At 73.1% G+C, this 13,975-nt stretch carries 8 protein-coding genes; 3 read left to right on the top strand and 5 right to left on the bottom strand.

The features are described 5' to 3' along the window. Positions 1-753 (bottom strand): (5-formylfuran-3-yl)methyl phosphate synthase, encoded by a 753-nt coding sequence (locus tag OHA99_RS05410; RefSeq protein WP_153177109.1) that lies wholly within the window; start codon positions 751-753, stop codon positions 1-3. 372 nt (positions 754-1,125) lie between these two features. Between OHA99_RS05410 and OHA99_RS05415 the strand changes: the two genes are divergently transcribed. Further along, on the top strand, positions 1,126-8,043 hold the full coding sequence (locus tag OHA99_RS05415) for a glycoside hydrolase domain-containing protein (RefSeq protein WP_405694447.1): 6,918 nt from the start codon (positions 1,126-1,128) through the stop codon (positions 8,041-8,043). Positions 8,044-8,115: 72 nt separating this feature from the next. Here OHA99_RS05415 and OHA99_RS05420 read toward each other — a convergent pair whose 3' ends face one another. Both OHA99_RS05420 and OHA99_RS05425 read right to left on the bottom strand, forming a co-directional pair. After that, positions 8,116-9,411, bottom strand: coding sequence for an MFS transporter (locus tag OHA99_RS05420; protein ID WP_405694449.1), 1,296 nt, complete (start codon positions 9,409-9,411; stop codon positions 8,116-8,118). After that, positions 9,408-9,623 carry a hypothetical protein gene (locus OHA99_RS05425; protein ID WP_381498884.1) on the bottom strand — a complete coding sequence of 72 codons (216 nt, stop codon included), beginning with the start codon at positions 9,621-9,623 and terminating at the stop codon, positions 9,408-9,410. The genes OHA99_RS05420 and OHA99_RS05425 overlap by 4 nt, the downstream gene beginning before the upstream one ends. Positions 9,624-9,975: 352 nt before the next feature. On the opposite strand from OHA99_RS05425, the gene OHA99_RS05430 reads away from it, so the two are divergent. Then, positions 9,976-10,956: a sensor histidine kinase gene (locus OHA99_RS05430; protein ID WP_164382044.1), complete on the top strand. Its 981-nt coding sequence runs from the start codon at positions 9,976-9,978 to the stop codon at positions 10,954-10,956. 98 nt (positions 10,957-11,054) lie between these two features. Further along, a complete protein-coding gene (locus OHA99_RS05435) occupies positions 11,055-12,119 on the top strand; it encodes a biotin/lipoate A/B protein ligase family protein (protein WP_153177112.1) in 1,065 nt (354 codons plus the stop codon). Positions 12,120-12,126: 7 nt separating this feature from the next. Here OHA99_RS05435 and OHA99_RS05440 read toward each other — a convergent pair whose 3' ends face one another. Together OHA99_RS05440 and OHA99_RS05445 are read right to left on the bottom strand one after the other, a co-directional pair. After that, positions 12,127-12,801 (bottom strand): response regulator transcription factor, encoded by a 675-nt coding sequence (locus OHA99_RS05440; protein ID WP_153177113.1) that lies wholly within the window; start codon positions 12,799-12,801, stop codon positions 12,127-12,129. Beyond that, entirely contained in the window at positions 12,798-13,922 is a 1,125-nt protein-coding gene (locus tag OHA99_RS05445) for a sensor histidine kinase (RefSeq protein WP_282881228.1), read from the bottom strand. Before OHA99_RS05445 ends, OHA99_RS05440 begins: the two co-directional genes overlap by 4 nt. Between the last annotated feature and the right edge of the window lie 53 nt (positions 13,923-13,975).

Below are 13,975 nucleotides of genomic sequence, written 5' to 3' on the forward strand. Positions count from 1 at the left end.
TCAGCCCTGCGGTGCGACGGCCGCGTGTTCCCGGACGTGCCGGTCCATCTCCGCCCGGAAGGCCGCCACCAGGTGCGGCCGGATCCGGCCCGTGTCGCGGTCCCCTCCCTCGCAGACCGCTCCGCGCACGCCGACGATGTCCGTCCCTATGCGGGCCAGTTCACCCAGGTCGCCGCTTTTGACGCTGCCCGCGAGCGCGGCGAGGAGGCCGGCGTCGTGGGCACGGCGCACGAACTCGGCGCACACGTCGGGCGGCACGTGGTCGAACAGCCGCGTCCCGTCCTTGATCGCGGTGTCGAGCATGGCGGCGTCGGAGCCCGAACGGAGCGCGATGTCGGGCAGCGCGAGCGGGTTGACACAGCCGATGCGGTGGGCGTCGGCGTATCCCGACGCGACGACGAAGGCGTCCGCCCGGTGCTCCTTGACCGCCCGGACGACCCCGCGCATGACCTCGACGGCCTGTTGGGGTGTCGCGCACCCGTAGAGACCGACCTTGATGTACGTGGCTCCGGACACGGCCGCGCCGAGCGCCGCCTGGGCCACCGTGCCGGGCTTGTACGGCACGTCCCCCACCGTGGCGGAGACCGGCTTGCCGGCCGGGACCGCCGCCCTGATCTCCCTGATGATCCACGGGTAGTTGGCCCCGAGCGAGCCCTCGTCGGGCTTCTTCACGTCGACGATGTCCAGGTGCTCGGCCGCCTTCGCGCAGTCGAGGGCCTCCTCGACACCGTCCGGAGAGATGAGAAGCAGCAAGGTGGAGTCCTTCCCCGGCACACTCCACCTGCCCCGGAAGGCGGGCAGAGGTGCGGATTCGCCTGGCTCACATGCGGTCCGCACATCATTTCCCCGGGCGTCGCCCCCCGGCAGGGCGCGCGGAGTGACGAAAGGGTTGTAGCCGCGAGCGGCTCGCGCCCTGGACAACGCGCCGTCCGCGCCGGGTCCCCGCGCGCGCAACGGCGCCGTCGGCCGGCGGTCCCACCGCTCCCGGCCGGGTGAACCTCTGTACGAACTCCGTTTCCCCGTTGTATGACTTCTCCCTATGTGATGGCGGAGGCGTTCACCTCGGAGCGCTTGCTTCGATTGCCGCTTGACAACGTTGTCCGACTGGAGGGGTCCGTGCTCGTCATGCCCGACAGATCCAAGAGACCGCCGATACGGCAGGCGACACGGCCGACCGGACGCCGGGCCCTGCGGTCCACGGTCGCCGCGGTGCTCGCCGGGGCGCTCGGCCTCGCCGCGCTGACCGGCGGCGGCACCGCCGTCGCCGCGCCCGGCCCGACCGCGTCCACCGCCGAGGGCACGTCCCGCGGCACCGACTACACGCAGCTCGTCGACCCGTTCGTGTCCACCGCCGGCGACGACGGCAACGACCTCCCCGGCGCCCAGGCCCCGCACGGACTCGCCAAGGTCAACCCGATGACCACCCCGGGCCGCAACCACTCCGGGTACGACTACGACGAGGACCACATCGCCGGGTTCACCGCCACCAACCTGGACGGCGTGGGCGGTTCGGGCGGCGGCGGCGACCTGCTGGTCGTCCCGACGTCGGAGCGCTACGACAGCCGCCCGGCCACGAGCAGCTACGCGCACCCCTACCGTCACGACGACGAGTCGGCGTCGCCCGGCTCCTACCGGGTGGGCCTCGGGTCCCCCGCCGGGACCATCGACGCCGAGATGACCGCGACGACCCGCACCGCGCTCGAGCGGTACCGCTTCCCCTCAGGATCGCGGCCCCAGCTCGTCCTCGACCTGGCGAACAACTTCACCAGCCGCACCCGCGCGACGCTCGACGCGACGAAGCTGAAGGACGGGACGACCGCGATCAGCGGACTCGTCGCGGGGTCCTTCAACGGCGCCTCGTACCGCCTGTACTACTACGCCACCACGAACGTCCCCGTGACCTCGCTGCGCAGTTGGGGCGACGACGGCACGCTGAGCGACGCGACCGCGCAGGACGGCACCGACACGGGCGCCGTGCTCGGCTTCGACGAGGCCGACGGCGACGCCATCGAGCTGCGCGTCACCCTGTCGCCGATCAGCGCCGAACAGGCCGCGACCGACCAGCACCACGAGGTGGCGGGCCGCGGCTTCGAGGAGGTGCGCGCCGGGACGAAGGCGGACTGGAACAGCACGCTCGGCGCCGTCGCGGTGAAGGCCTCGAAGAAGGCCGACCCGGACTCGACGCTCACCAAGCAGTTCTACACGCACCTGTACCGCATGTACGCACTGCCCGTGAACGCGACCAGCACCAGCGGCACCTACCGCGGCGTCGACGGGGCGGTGCACAAGGCGAACGGCTTCACGTACTACGACGGCTGGTCCACCTGGGACGACTTCCGCAAGTACTCCGTCGAGGCGTACATCGACCCGGCGGCCTACCGGGACATGGTGCAGTCCGCGATCGTCCTCTTCGCCGACGCGCACGCCTCGGGCAAGAGCCTCGGCAGCCTCACCCACTCGGTACCGACGGTGCGCTGGGAACGCTCGGCGGTGGTGATCGCCGACGCGCTGTCGAAGGGGTTCAAGGACTTCGACCGGCTCGACGAGGCCTACCCGGCGCTGAAGTCGTACACCGGGTACTACACCGGGACGCAGCTGCGGCAGGGCTACATCGCCGGTGACCCCGGTACGACGGTGCAGCGCGGCTACGACCAGTGGGCGCTGTCCGTCGTCGCGGACGCGCTCGGCGAGGACGCGGACGCGAAGAAGCTGCGCGAGCAGGCGACGATGGCGATCGACCACCTGGTCAAGCCCGGCGCCTGGACGGCGGACGACGGCACCGAGGTGGGTCTGCTCACCCCGCGCGACGGCGAGGGCGACTGGCAGGGCGTCGACTACGAGAAGTTCGAGGAGGCGAGGCTCTACCAGGGCACGCTCTGGCAGTACCACTGGTACGACGCGTACGACATGGCCGGCCTCGTCGAGGCCATGGGCGGCGAGAAGGCCGGCCGGGCCGCGATCCGGCACATGTTCGGCGAGGACTCCGACGCCGACGACGGCTCGACGATGCTGCACTCCAACGCCAACGAGATCGACCTCCAGGCCCCCTACCTCTTCAACTACGTCGGTGAGCCCAGCCTGACGCAGAAGTGGGTGCGGGCCATCTACACGGGCGAGACCTGGAACCGGTACATCGCCACCGGCTCCACCGGTGAGGCACCCAGCTCCGGCGGCGAGTTCAGGCCGCCGGTCAGGACGAAGGCGTACGAACTCGCCCCGGACGGCTTCCTGCCCACCATGGACAACGACGCGGGCACCATGTCGACGATGTTCGTCGCGGCCGCCCTCGGCCTGTTCCCGGTGACGGCGGGCTCCAGCCAGTTCCAGATCGGCAGCCCGTTCTTCGACTCCACGACGATCCGTTACGCCAACGGCGCCGAGTTCACCGTCGAGGCCGACGGGGTCTCGCCGAGCGACTACTACGTGCAGCGCGCCACGTTCAACGGCAAGCGGTTCACCAACACGTGGCTCGACTACGCGCAGATCGTCGCCGGCGGCACCCTGAAGTTCGACATGGGCTCCGAGCCGTCGTCCTGGGGCGCCCGCACCGAGCCCGCGTACTCGCTGAGCACCGACCCGGGCGACGGTGACGACGGCACCGGGCCGGGCCGGGGCACGACGGTCGTCTCCGCCCGTCCGCAGACCGTCGGCACCGACGCCGACGGCACCCTCGACACCCGCGTCGGGCTCCGCCTGTCGGGCACGGCGTCGTTCGCCGCGCAGAAGGGGACCAGCCTCACCGGGACCGGCGCGGCGAGCGTCACCGGCCTGCCCGACGGGGTCGAGGCCGATCTCCGCGTCACGGGCAGGCGCACGGCGTCGCTGAAGCTCACCGGCACCACGAGGACCGACGCGCGGGTCGGCCTCGTCTTCCGCGACCGGGCCTTCCCGCACGGCATTCCGGCCTCGACGGTGACCGGCGCCGGCGTGTCCGTGACCGACCCGCTGGTCGTCTCGGCCGCGGCGGTGCACCGGGCGGGCCTCGACGCCCTCGTCGACGACGCGTCCCTGGTGCGCGAGGGCAACTACTCCGACGGCTCCTACGGCCTCTTCCGGGCGGCGCTGGAACGTGCGGGGACCGTCCTCGCGGACCGCGCCTCGCCGACCGGCACGCTCATGGCCGCGCACGACGCCCTGCGGTCCGCGATCGACGCGCTCACCCTGGACGAGGGCGGATACGCCGTCCTCCAGGCCGAGGACCCCGACCGGATGGAGGGCCCCAGCCTCGTCAAGGAGGCGTACTACTCGGACGGCGACCTCGGCGGCGTCACCGAGGGCGCCTGGGAGCAGTACACGGGCCTGGACTTCGGCGGGGTCGCCCCGCGGAGCGTCTCCGTGCGCTACGCCAACGCGCAGGCCCCCACGGCGGAACCGAGCAGCGTGGACATCCGTGCCGGAGACGCCGACGGCCCCGTCGTCGCCACCGTCTCCCTGCCCGGCACCGGCGGCTGGCAGTACTACACCACCGTCGAGGCGGCCGTCACCGACCCGCAGGCCCTGCTGGACGCGTCGGCCGCGACGTTCGTGTTCCACGCGCCGTCGGGGCGGCAGTGGGTGTCCAACTTCGACTGGTACCGGTTCTCGCCCGAAGACGTCTCCCCGTCCGGCTCGAAGACGACACTGGCCCAGCTGACCACGGCCAACGCCTCGGCCACCGGCGACGGTTCGCTGCCGCTGAAGCTCTCGGGCGGCGTCTTCGAGAACGTGACGAACGGTGCCTGGGCCGAGTGGCGGAGCACCGACCTCGGTGACGGCGCGGACGCCGTCACCGTCCGCTACGACAAGCCCCGCTCGCGTGCGGCGTCGGACTCGCACATCGAACTGCGCCTCGATTCGAAGGACGGTCCGACGAGCGTCGACATCCCCCTGGAGTACACCGGTTCGGGCTGGGGGACCGTCGCCGAGACAACCGTGCCGCTCGACCCCCGTGTCTTCGAGGGTGCGCAGACGGTGTACGCCGTCTTCGTCTCCAGCACCCAGACCGACGCACAGCCCTACGTCGCCAACGTCCACTCGCTGACCCTGACGCGGCAGTCGGACGCCCCGGTGGTGTTCGACGCCACGGCATTCGAGGGCAGCAGCGGGGGCGGGCTCAAGAGCGAGCCGGCCACCTGGAGCGACGCGGGTTCCGCCACCAGCCTCGGCGGCACCTACGACGGCGCCTGGCTCGACTACGGGGACGTCGACTTCGGCGACTCCCCCAAGAACACCGTCACGCTCACCTACGTCAACAACTCCACCCGCTGCGGCACCGGTTCCGCCGTCCAGCTCTACCTGGGCGCCTTCGACCCGGACACCCCCGGCACGCCGTACGCGACCGTTCCGCTGCCGGTCACCGGCGGTTCGTGGTCGTCGGGCGGGACGACCAGCGTGACCCTGCCGGAGGCGATCACCGGCACACACGCGGTGCACCTGCGGCTGACCACGCACGCGGACTCCGCGCACCCGTACGTCGCCAACCTCGGCCGGGTCACCTTCGGCCACGTCGAGCCGCCCGCGGAGACGGACCTGTCCGCCCTGCACAAGGCCGTCGGCCAGTACGAGGGTCTGGCCGAGGACGCCGACCGGTACGGCACCGTCGACTTCGGCGTGTTCCGGCGCGAACTCGCCGCCGCCCGCGCCCTCCTCGGCGCGAAGGACGCGACACAGCTCGATGCCGACCTGCGGACCCGGAGCCTGACCCTGGCCGCGAACCAGCTGGTCCCGCTCCCGAGACTGAAGCTGGAGAACCTGGTCGCCACCGCGTCCGCCCTCCGCGACGAGCGCTACACGGACGCCTCGTGGACGGCGTTCACCACCGCGCTCACCGCGGCGAGGAAGGCCGTGGCGGACGACGCGGCCACGGACCGGACGCTCACGGCGCGGTACGACGGCCTCGACGACGCCGTGTCGGCGCTCACCACGAAGCGCAGGACGGTGCCGGCCGCCCCCGGCGCGGTGTCGGCGACCGCGTCCGGCACCAGCGTGAAGGTCACCTGGTCCGCGCCCGAGGACGACGGCGGTTCACCGGTCACCGGCTACGAGATCACGCTCGACGACGGTCACCAGGTCGAGATCTCCGATCCGGACAGCCGGAGCACGGTGTTCACCCGGCTGAAGGACGGCACGTCGTACCCGGCGCGGGTCCGCGCGGTGAACGCCCTCGGCGACTCCCCCTGGAGCGCTTCGACGCAACCCGCCGTCACGGGCGACAACCGGCCCCAGACGCCGGTCGTCACGGGCGTGGTCACCGACGGCAAGCGGGTCCGGGTGAGCTGGCGGCCCGCGGGCGACGGCGGCTTCCCGGTCGTCGGCTACACGGTGACCCTCGACGACGGAACGACCGCGCACGTGCCCGGCACCACGGACACCGCACTGCTCACGACCGCGGACAGGGCCAAGGCCCACTCCGCCACCGTGACCGCGGTGACCTTGGCGGGTGCCTCCGACGCCCCCGCCACGACGGTCACGCGCACAACCGCCACCACCACCGCCACCGCCTCCGACCCGGCGGGCTACGAGCCGTCCCCCTTCCCGGACGAGGTGCTGGACGCCTCCTACGCGTCGGACTCGTGGCCCGCGACCGACGACGGAAGCGACTACTTCACCGGGCTCCTCAGCGGCTTCGAGGACCTCGGCCCCGCCACCCTCGGCGCCAACGAGAAGCTGACCGAGGGCACTTCGCCCACCGCGGAGAACGACACGATCACCGTGGGCATCAACAACGCGGCGACGCGGGCACAGGTCGACCGGGCCGAGGTCGACGCCTCGAACAGCGCCACCGTCACGATGGCCGACGGCCTCGGCTCCCGGCTCGGCCCGCTGTACACCGAAGCGCTGAAGGAGGGCCGGCTGCCCAAGACCGGCGCGCTGTTCTCCCGCGTCACCGAGAACCTCGACACGCACGACGCGGCGAAGAACCACTACCAGTACCTGCGCCCGTACGTGCGGCTCGGCTTCGCCGGGGACGGCGGCGCGATCTACGAGTCGCCGGACAGCTCGTACAGCGGCCTCGCGGGGCAGGGCTCGTACCCGAGCGGCCACACCTACGGCGGCTACGAGGCCGGGACGATCCTCGCCACGCTGCTGCCGGAGCTGGCGCCGTCGATCCTCGCGCGCACCTCGGAGTACGGGGACAACCGGGTCGTCCTCGGGTTCCACTACCCGCTGGACGTCATGGGCGGCCGCGTCACCGCGCAGGCCACGGTGGCGCACCGCTGGGCGGACCCCGGTTTCGAGAAGCTGCTGACGCAGGCGCACACCGAGATCCGGAACGTGCTGCTCGCGCGGTGCGAGGAGAAGGGCTACGGCGCCACCCTGACGGACTGCGCGGGCGACCCCTACGCCGGGTTGAGCACGGACCAGCAGATCGATCAGTACACCCGGCGCCTGACCTACGGGTTCTCCCGGACCGGCAAGGCCGGGCAGGCCCTCGACGCGCCGTCGGACGCGGCGGCGCTGCTGATCACGGCGTTCCCGGACCTCACCGCCGAGCAGCGCACCCAGGTTCTGGAGCAGACCGCCACGGACTCCGGGTACCCGCTCGACCTCACCGCGTCCGGCGGACCGAGCTGGCAGCGGATCAACCTCGCGGCGGCGATGGCGGCGGACGTGGTCGTGAACGCCGACAGGTCGGTCACGGTGACCGGCTCCCCCGACGCCACGAAGGCGAGCGTCGCCGACGCCTCCGCGGTCACCGTGGGGGGTGTCGCGCTCGACGGGTTCGACCCGGAGGTGTCCACGTACGTCGTGGACTGGCCGAAGCACCGGCGGATCCCGGCCGTCGGTGCCGTGACGGCCGCTTCGGGGGCACGGGTGAAGGTGACGTCCGGCAGCTCCACGGTCTCGTCGTCCCTGCGCGGGTTCACGGCCCGCACCCTCACGGTGACGTCGGCCAACGGCGCGTTCACCCGCGCCTACACGGTCGGCTTCCGGCCGACGACGGAGCGGCATCCGCACCGCCCGGGCGCGCTCTGGCACGCCGGCGGTGGGACGGCCGGTGACGGCGGCGGCGGGGGCGGCCTGTGGTCTCCGGCACGCGAATGGGAACTGACCTCGAGATGACCGAGCGATGACCGCGTGGACCGCGTGGGCCGCCCCGTCACGGCACGTCCGTGACGGGGCGGTCCGTCGTTCTCACGTCGGGGTCGGCTCCTCGGCGCGCGGCCCGTTGCCCTCCCGGGCGCGGCGCAGGGCGTCCTCGTCGGTGCGGGCGTCGTAGCCGACGAGCCCCGGCAGCGCGGCGGTGAGCAGGCCCACGGCCGCGACACAGGCCACTCCGCCGGTCCAGATCGCCGGGCGGGCGCCGGTCCAGCCGGCCATCGCACCGGCGCGGACCTGGCCGAGCTGCGGGCCGATGCTGTAGGAGAGGACCTCGATGCCGGCGAGCCGGCCGCGCAGCCGGTCGGGGATGGTCTGGTTCCAGATGGTGGAGCGGCCCAGGCCGCTGAGCATGTCCCCGGCTCCGGCCAGCGCGAGGCAGGCCAGCACCAGCCAGACGTTCGCGGTCCAGCCGGCCGCCGCGACGGCCAGTCCCCAGCCCGTGGCACCGAACACGACCAGCAGGCCGTGCCGCCGGGTTCTGGACACCCAGCCGCTGGTCAGGCTGACCAGCAGCGAGCCGACGGCACCGGCCGAGTACATCAGGCCCAGCGCCCAGTCGGCGTCGAGTTCGTCGGCGAGGAAGGGGAAGATGGTGTTGGGGAAGGCGAAGAGCATCGCCGCCAGGTCGATCGCGTAGGTGCCCAGCAGCACCGGTCTCGACCAGGCGTACCGGGCGCCCTCGACGATGCCGCGCAGCGACGGCTTGGCCGCGTGTTCGGCGGGCGGCACCGGCGAGAGCCCGCGGCACATCAGGACCGAGGCGCAGAAGCAGACCACGGTGGTGGTGTACGCGGGGACGTTGCCGGCGTAGGCGACGACGAGGCCGGCCAGCGCGGGTCCGGCGATGGCGCCGGCCTGCCAGCGCAGGGCGTTCAGGGCCGCGGCGGCGGCCAGTTGGTCGTGCGGCACGATCCGGGCCAGCAGCGAGTCCAGTGCGGGGCGTTGCAGTCCGGCGAGCGCGGCCACCCCGCCGGCGACCACGTACAGCGGCCAGAGCATGGGGCTGGGCAGCAGCGCGTTCACGAGCAGGACGGCGGCCAGGAGGCCCAGGCCCGCCTCGGTGAGCACGATGACCCTGCGCCGGTCGACGGCGTCGGCTAGAGCGCCGCCGTAGAGCCCGAAGACCACGAGGGGGACGAGTTCGACGGCGCCCATGACGCCGACGGCGAGCGGGGAGCCGGTCAGCTCCTTGATCTGGAGCGGGAGCGCGATCAGCGCCATCACGCTCCCGAGGTAGGTGACGAGTCCCTGCACCCACAGGAGGCGGAAGTCGCGGGAGGAGCGCCAGGGCGCGAGGTCGGGCAGCAGCGCGGTGAGCTTCGGGGTCATGGCCTTGCTTCGTTGTCTCCGGCGACGGTCGCCGTGGCCGTCGTGTGGTGGCGTCCGACGGGCAGGACCAGCGGCCTGCCGGAGACCGGGTCCTCGATGACGCGGCTCTCCATGGCGTACACGGACCCGGTGGTGAGGGCGGCTCCGCCCCTCGCGACGACCCGCATGTATCCGGCCGCCGGGGCGAGCTGGACCGGCGGCACGAGTCGCACCGTTGGAGTTAGGCAAGGCTTACCTGTTTTCACTCGCACAGGTTAAGGAACCGACGCGCCCGTAGCAATCGAGCTCTCCTGGCAGCCCTTGTAGCGAGCGGGCCACACCGGCCGCCGCACCCGCCGGCCCTCAGCGCACCCGGAACCGGCCCGGAGTGGTACCCGTGGTCCGCCGGAAGGCCGCTCCGAAGGCGCTCGCCGAGCGGTGGACGCCCAGCACCATGGCCTCTGTGACGTCCCGGGAGCGCGGCGGCAGGCCGGGCTCCCACCCGGCCCGTACGTGCCGGTGCGGGCCGGAAATGGGTGCGCGAACCGATGGACGCCCGTCCCGCGCGTCGCCGACGCTGCTGCCGTGCCCTTGTTCTGGAGAATCTCGCTGTTCAACTCGGTGGTGCTGATCGCCGCGACCGCGTTGCTGCTGGGACCGGTCACCGTCTCGACGCCCGTCCTGCTCACCGAGGCCGCCATCCTCACCGTGGGGCTGGTGGTGATCCTGGTCGCCAACGTCGTGCTGCTGCGCATCGGTCTCGGGCCGCTGCGGCAGCTCGCCCGCGCCATGACCACGACCGATCTGCTGCGGCCGCGGGTCCGTACGGAGGTCGACGGCGACGGCGAGATCGCCGAGCTGATCACCACCTTCAACACCATGCTCGACCGGCTGGAGGCCGAGCGCGCGCTGAGCGCCGCCCGGACGCTGAGCGCGCAGGAGTCGGAACGCCACCGCGTGGCCCAGGAGCTGTACGACGAGGTGGGGCAGACCCTCGCCGCCGTGCTGCTGGACCTCAAGCGGGTCGCGGACCAGGCGCCCGACGAGGTGCGGGAGCAGCTCTCCCAGGTGCAGGAGACGACCCGGGCCAGTCTGGACGAGATCCGCCGCATCGCCCGGCGGCTGCTCCCGGGGGTCCTGGAGGAGCTGGGCCTGAGCAGCGCCCTGCGGTCGCTGTCGGACGAGTTCACCGGGCCTTCGCTGACCGTGCGCCACGACATCGCCGCCGGCCTGCCCGCGCTCGGCGACAACGCCGACCTGGTCCTCTACCGGGTCGCCCAGGAAGGCCTGACCAACGCGGCCCGGCACGCCGGGGCCCGCCTGGTGCTGCTCACCCTGGAACGGGCCGGGGACGCGGTCGAGCTCCGGGTGCGCGACGACGGCCGGGGCTTCGACGGCTCCGGCGACACCGCCGAGGGGGCCGGGATCCGCGGCATGCGGGAGCGCGCCCTGCTGATCGGTGCCGACCTCGCCGTGGGCCCGGCGCGCGGCGGCGGGACCGAGGTGCGGCTGACCGTGCCCGTCGGCGACCGGGCGGCCGAGCGGGTGGCCGACCGGGTCGGGTGACCGCCCCGGACCGGCGCGGCGCGGGACGTCGCGGCAGGACGCGGGAACACTCCGGCCGGGCGCACTGTTGCCTCCTGATGCGGAACGGAGGCGGAACGGTGCACGGTGAGTACAAGGTCCCCGGCGGCAAGCTGGTCGTCGTGGACGTGGAGGCCGAGGACGGCGTGCTGCGGCACGTGCGGGTGGCGGGCGACTTCTTCCTGGAGCCGGACGAGGCGCTGGACGCCGTGAACCGCGCGCTGGAGGGCGCCCCGGCGGACACGGACGCGGCGGGACTCGCCGCGCGGATCGACGCGGCCCTGCACGAGGGCACCGTCATGTACGGGCTGACCTCGGAGGGCGTCGGCATCGCCGTGCGCCGCGCCCTGGCACACGCCACGGACTGGACGGACTACGACTGGCAGCTGATCCACGAGGGCCCCGAGGCCCCCGCCCTGCACATGGCCCTGGACGAGGTGCTGACCGCCGAGGTCGCCGCGGGCCGCCGTCCGCCGACGCTGCGGGTCTGGGAGTGGGCCGCCCCGGCGGTGATCATCGGCAGTTTCCAGTCCCTGCGCAATGAGGTGGACCCCGAGGGCGCCGCCCGGCACGGCGTCGAGGTGGTGCGCCGTGTCTCCGGGGGCGGCGCGATGTTCGTGGAGCCCGGCAACACGATCACGTACTCCCTGTCCGTGCCGGAGGCGCTGGTGCAGGGCCTCTCCTTCCAGGACAGCTACGCCTACCTCGACGACTGGGTGCTCGGCGCACTCGGCGAGATGGGCATCCGCGCCTGGTACCAGCCGCTGAACGACATCGCCACCGACCAGGGCAAGATCGCGGGCGCCGCCCAGAAGCGCGTGGTGGGTCCCGGGGGCGGACCCGGCGCCGTACTGCACCACGTGACCATGTCGTACGACATCGACGCGGAGAAGATGCTCGACGTCCTGCGCATCGGCAAGGAGAAGATGTCCGACAAGGGCACCAAGAGCGCCAAGAAGCGGGTGGATCCGCTGCGCCGGCAGACCGGCCTGGCGCGCGAGACGGTGATCGAGCGGATGGTCGCCTCCTTCGGCGACCGGTACGGGCTGACCCGCGGCAAGGTGACGGACGACGAGCTGACCCGGGCCCGGGAGCTGGCGCGCACGAAGTTCTCCTCCCCCGAGTGGACCGCGCGGGTGCCCTGAGGCGCGGCTAGGAGCCTGTCCGCACCGTGACCAGGCCGGACTGGTAGGCGAACACGACCAGTTGGGCCCGGTCGCGGGCGCACAGCTTGGTCATCGCACGGCTGATGTGCGTCTTGGCGGTCAGCGGGCTGATCACCATGTGGGCGGCGATCTCCTCGTTGCTCAGGCCCCGCGCGGCGAGCGCGGTGACCTCGCGTTCCCGGCGGGTGAGGGAGTCCAGTCCGGGCGCGGTGGTCCGGTCCGGGGGCCGGGCGACGAACTCGCCGATCAGGGTCCGGGTGACGGACGGGGAGAGCAGGGCCTCGCCGTGCGCGACGACGTCGATGGCCTGGAGCAGGTCGGCGGGCTCGGTGTCCTTGAGGAGGAAGCCGCTGGCCCCCGCCCGCAGCGCTTCGAAGACGTACTCGTCGAGGCCGTAGTTGGTGAGGATGACGACACGTACGGCGGCGAGGCCGGGGTCCGCGGCGATGCGGCGGGTGGCCTCGATGCCCGACATCACCGGCATCTGCACGTCGACCAGCACCACGTCGGGCACCTGGGCCCGCACCAGCGCCACCCCCTGCTCCCCGTCCGCGGCCTCGCCGACCACCTCGATGCCGTCCTCGGCCTCGAGCAGCGCCCGGAAACCGGCCCGCATCAGCGCCTGGTCGTCGACGAGCGCGACCCGGACGACGCGGCTCACGCCGTCTCCCCCGTCGGGAGCCGCGCGTACACCGAGAAGCCGCCCTCGGTGCGCGGGGCCGCGCGCAGGGTGCCACCGAGGGCGCCTACGCGTTCCCGCATGCCGGTCAGGCCGGTGCCCGGGACCGGCGGACGGGCCGGGTCGGCGGTCCCGTCGTCGTCCACCTCCACGGTCAGCTCGCGCACGCGCTCCCCCTCGTTCGCCGGGCCGTAGTCGATGCGGACCCGCACCTTCGCGGGTCCGGCGTGCCGCGCCGCGTTGGTGAGGGCCTCCTGCACGATGCGGTAGGCGGCCCGGTCGACGGTCTCGGGCAGCGGACGCTCCTCCCCGGTGACCGCGAGGTCGACGGCGAGTCCCGCCGCGCGGGCCCGCTCGACGAGCTGCGCGGGCGTGCCGACGGGTTCGTCGGCCCGCAGCACCTGGAGCGCGGAGCGCAGCTCGCGCATGGCCTCACCACTGGCCTCCTGGATGGCGAGCAGCGCGGGCGGCACTTCCTCACCGCGTTTGCGGGCGAGGTGGACGGCGACGCCCGCCTGGAGTTTGACGATGGAGATGCTGTGGGTCAGCGAGTCGTGCAACTCGCGGGCGATCCGCAGCCGTTCCTCCCCGGCGCGGCGCAGGGCCGCCTCCTCCCTGGTGCGCTCGGCCTCCAGGGCCCGCTGCTCGGTCTGGCGCAGGTACGCCTGCCAGTTCCGGTCGGCGAGCCCGGTCACCACGGCGCACAGGAACCAGCCGGCGAGCAGCCCGGCCCGCTCGGCCACGTGCTCCGTGCCGGGACCGGTGGCCACGTACCCGGCGAGGAACACGGCGCCGCCGGCCGCCGCGACGCCCCGGTGGCCGACCCGGGCCGCGGTGTGCACGGCGCCCAGGACGGGCAGCGCCGACAGTGGTCCCGGGTGCGCGTGCACGACGTACGCGGTGCCGAGGACGGTGGCGACGGCCAGCACCGCGCGCGGGGCGGCGCGGTGGAAGGCGAGCGCCGCCGAGGCGAGGGCGACGAGCACCTGGTCGAGTGCCGTGGTGCCGTCGTCGAAAGCGGCGACGCCCATGCCGAGGGCACCGACGACGGCCGCGAGGACCACGTCGGCGAGCCGTCCGCGACCGTCCTGACGCCCACTCATGCCCGCACCCTATGCGTCCCGGCCGACGGCCGCGTCGGCCCTGTGGACGGCTT

This window comes from Streptomyces coelicoflavus, from assembly GCF_045041415.1.
Taxonomy (GTDB): domain Bacteria; phylum Actinomycetota; class Actinomycetes; order Streptomycetales; family Streptomycetaceae; genus Streptomyces; species Streptomyces coelicoflavus.